Annotated in this window: 2 protein-coding genes; both read right to left on the bottom strand. The window is 63.3% G+C overall.

Features of this window, described 5'->3' with window-relative positions; all coding sequences use genetic code 11:
• Positions 1-3,119, bottom strand: a 3,119-nt coding sequence (locus tag AWB81_RS40670) for an error-prone DNA polymerase (RefSeq protein WP_062644052.1), incomplete at its 3' end; no start/stop codon positions are given.
• Between the two features lie 15 nt (positions 3,120-3,134).
• The coding region (locus AWB81_RS40665; RefSeq protein WP_235026180.1) for a Y-family DNA polymerase at positions 3,135-4,541 on the bottom strand (1,407 nt) is incomplete at its 5' end.

Below are 4,541 nucleotides of genomic sequence, written 5' to 3'. Positions count from 1 at the left end.
CCGCCCAGCAAATGCGACATGTCGACGAGCCGTTGCGCGACGAGGTGGCGCACTTCGCCTTCGCATTGCCAGGTGCCGTAGACCGCGAGCAGCGACGCGCCGAGCGCTTCCTTGCGTTGCTTTTCGAGCAATGACGGCCAGACGATCACGTTCACGTTGCCCGTCTCGTCTTCGAGCGTCACGAACATCACGCCCTTGGCGGTGCCAGGTCGCTGTCTGACGGTCACCAGGCCGCAGCCGCGAGCCAGCCGGCCATTCGGATACGTTCGCAGTGTCGATGCCGGGATCAGGCGCTGCTCGAGCAGGATCGGGCGAAGCAACTCCAGCGGGTGACGCCCCAGCGTGAGTCCGGTCGACTTATAGTCGCCGACGATGTTTTCCGCTTCGGACGGAGCGCCGAGCACCGGCGTCTCGTCTTCGAGTCGGGCGTCGGCCAACATGTCCTGGTCGGGGACGGCCGCGACCGACTGCCACAACGCTTCGCGACGGTTCCCCGCGAGAGAAGCCAGCGCATTTGCGCTCGCCAGCACTTGAAGATCATGCCGGTCGAGTTGCGCGCGACGCGCCAGATCGCCGACATTTAGGAATGGCCTGACCGCACGGGCGGCTTCAATCCGCTCGGCCGCGCCGTCACGCATGCCTCTGAGCAAAGACAACCCGAGCCGCACGACCGCCTGCGTCTGTCCTTCGCGACGTTCGAGAACGGAATCCCAACCGCTGATCGTGACATCGACGGGGGACACCTGCACGCCGTGCCGCTTCGCATCTTGGACAAGCTGCGAGGGTGAATAAAAGCCCATCGGCTGGGAATTGAGCATCGCGGCGAGAAATGCCGCCGGCTCGTGACATTTCAGCCAACTGCTCGCATAGACCAAAAGGGCGAAGCTGGCCGCATGGCTCTCCGGAAAGCCGTACTCACCGAAGCCCTTGATCTGTTCAAAGATGGCTTCCGCAAAATCCTGCTTATACCCGCGCTCGCGCATGCCATTGACGATACGGTCGTAGTACTTCTGCAAGCCACCCTTGCGCTTCCACGCAGCCATCGCGCGCCTGAGTTGATCCGCTTCACCCGGCGTGAAACCCGCCGCGAGGATCGCGACCTGCATCACCTGCTCCTGGAAAATCGGGACGCCCAGCGTGCGACCGAGCGCAACCTTCAGTGCGTCGCTCGGGTAGGTGACAGGCTCGAACCCCTGTCGCCGGCGAAGATAAGGGTGCACTGCGCCGCCTTGAATCGGCCCCGGCCGAACAATGGCTACCTCGATCACGAGGTCGTAGAACGTCCTGGGCTTCAACCTTGGCAGCATCGACATCTGCGCCCGGGACTCAATCTGGAAGACGCCGACCGTATCCGCCTGCGAAATCATCTCGTAGGTGACCGGGTCCTCGACGGGGATGTCCTGCATCTCGAAGCGCTCGCCGCGCTGCTCGGACACGATATCGAGCGTGCGGCGAATCGCCGATAGCATGCCGAGCGCAAGCACATCAATTTTGAGTAGACCGAGCGCTTCCAAGTCATCCTTGTCCCATTGGATGGCGCTGCGGTCGACCATCGCGGCGTTTTCGACGGGAACGAGCCGTGTGAGCTTGCCGCGGCTGATCACGAATCCGCCCGAATGCTGCGACAGGTGCCGGGGGAAATTCAGTATCTGTCCGGCCAGCGACGCCCAGGCGACAATCAACGGGTTCTCCGGATCCAGCCCCGACTCGCCGAAGCGTTGCAACAAGTCCGCCGAATTGTCGAACCACTGATGGCTCTTCGCGACCCGATCGACGATCTGCGGATCGACACCCAATGCCTTGCCCGTCTCCCGTAGCGCGCCACGAGGCCGGAAAGTGGAGACCGCAGCCGCGATCGCCGCGCGGTCGCGTCCATACTTTTGATAGATGTATTGGATGACCTCTTCGCGCCGCTGATGCTCGAAATCGACGTCGATATCGGGCGGTTCACCGCGCTCCTTGCTGATGAATCGCTCGAACAGCATGTTGCCACGCGAGGGATCCACTTCTGTCACGCCCAGGCAGTAACACACGGCGGAATTGGCCGCCGATCCGCGTCCCTGACACAAAATGTGCTGGCTGCGGGCGAACCGCACGATGTCGTAGACCGTCAGGAAATACGCCTCGTACGCGAGATCGCGGATCAACTGCAGTTCGTGTTCGATCTGTTCCTGCACCGCGTGCGGAATGCCATTCGGAAACCGCCGATGCGCACCGACATACGTTTCCTGACGCAGATACGCCTCGTGCGTAAAGCCTACTGGAACAAGCTCGTCGGGATACTCATACCTGAGTTCATCCAGCGAGAACGTGCAGCGCTCCAGCACGCTCAGCGTTTCGGTCAGCGTGTGCTCGGGATATAGGTTGGCCAGACGCAAACGCGAGCGCAGGTGTTGCTCGGCATTAGGCGCCAGATCGTAGCCGCATTGCGCGACGGGCTTGCCGAGGCGAATGGCCGTCATCGTGTCTTGCAGCGGCTTTCTCGACCGGACGTGCATGACGACGTTGCCCGTAGCCACCACCGGCACCAGATGCCGGGAGGCAACGTGCTCGACCGTGCCGCGATGGATATCGTCCATCGCGTGCTGATGCAAGGTCAGACCCACCCACGCCCGAGCGGGAAAGGTCGCTTTCATCCATTCGAGCTGCGCGGCGAGCGCGTCTTCGTTCGGAGGGAAATCGGGGATGAGGATCGCCAAACAATTCGGCATGCCGCGCAGGTGCGCGTAATTTTTCTCTGGACGCGCGATGTCCTGAGGTGTGAGCAGATAGCTGCCCTTGGCCGCTCGCATGCGGCCAAGCGTGATGAGTTCGGACAGGTTGCCGTAGCCATCACGGTTCTGGGCCAGCAGAATCAGCCCGAAGGCGGGACGTTTGTCGGCATGAACCAGCTTGAAATACGACCCGATGAGGAGCGGCAGCTTCTCTTCCTTCGCTTGAACGTGAGCGCGGACGACGCCTGCGAGCGAACATTCATCGGTGATGGCGAGACCCGAGTAGCCGAGTTGCGACGCGCGAATGACGAGTTCCTCCCCGCGCGACGCCCCATGCAGGAAGGTGAAGTTGGAAAAGGCGAAAAGCTCCGCGTACGCGGGCAGGACAGAGAAAGGTGAATCCACGGCGCTTGGCTCATGTCATCCAAAGAGGCCGTGCAGGAACCAGCGCACTTCGTCCGAGGTTGCGCTCGGCCGCTCGCGGTAGATCCAGTAGTAACTCTTGTCGCTGGCTTCGGCGACGAAATAGTCGCGCGCAGCCAGATCTCCGTCGAACCAGCCGGCCTCGATGCGCTCGCCCGTCGAGACGAGCTTCAGCGTCGATCCGTAAAACGGCCGGTGGTTTTTGACCATCAGACGCAGGGGCGTTTCGAGCAGCCACGTAGGGCGGGGCAGGTCGCAGGGCGGCGCTTCGGGCTTGGCTGCATCCTGGACCGACACCCAGCGGTTCGCGTGTTCAGGCCGGTGATCGGACGTCGGCGCGGGGCGCAGGACATTCTCCGGTCCCAGACGCGCGACGAGCAGTTCCAGCAGACGGTTGTGGTCCTCGGTCGAGCCGCCCGGGTCCGGGAAGAGAGTATCGGTCGGGGGCTCGGCGGCCTGGACTTTGGTCGCGGTGAGCCGCACGGCGATGACAGCCGCCTGAAGTTCGATGCGCCCGAGGCGCTCCTTCAAGAGTCGCACGAGATATTCTTCGTGCCAGGTCGGCTCGGCGAGCGCCAGGTCGATGGTGGTCGGCTCGATCGCCTCTCGTCCGCGTTCGTGTTCAAGCGTCACGCTCGCGTGCGTGAGCGCGAGTTGCTGCGCGCTCAACCAGCCGCATAGCTGCACGACAAGCCGGCGAGCGGAGAACAGAATCGCTTCGGCATGTTCGACCCGGTCGGGCAGTTCGACCCGGGCGCTGAACGTAGGCGGCACATCCAGCCACTCGTACAGTTCCGGCGACAGCCCGTAGGCGCGGTCCAATGAATCCAGCAATTCCACTGAGCACCTCTTTTTCAAACCGGCGCGCGGCAGGCGACGGATATCTTCGAGCACACGGCATCCGAGCCCGGCGAACCAGTCGGCGAACCGGCGGATTTCCGGCACGACCAGATACGGCAGCGAGTCAAGTTCACGCTCGAGGGAGCGCATCTTGAGCACGCGGCGGCCGCGCTTGGCGAGCATCCATGCGCCCTGGCCGGTCGGGGCGATGCTCACGCGCACGCTCACGCCGACAGCATCGACGATCTGCCGGATCTGATGACAAATCCGCAGGATGCCGCCGAAGAGACGCAGACTCGCCGACACATCGACCACCAACGTATCCTCTTCACAGACGGCGACCATCGGCGAAAAGCGCATCAGGGCGAGCGCGACCTCGCGCAACATGTCCTGCTCGCGCACGGGTGCGCGGTCGTAGACAAGCGCATCGGGCGCGAGCGTCACGACGCCCCCGCGCTTCATCCCGAGCAAGACGCCCGCTTCCCGAGCCACCGCGTCGGCGATGGCGACCTTGTCCTTGTCCAGCACGACGCAGCCGTTCTCCGTCCTAGGCGACCACCTTGG

It is taken from the genome of Caballeronia arationis, assembly GCF_001544975.2.
Classification (GTDB): domain Bacteria; phylum Pseudomonadota; class Gammaproteobacteria; order Burkholderiales; family Burkholderiaceae; genus Caballeronia; species Caballeronia arationis.
This window is presented reverse-complemented; position numbering and strand designations above follow the sequence as displayed.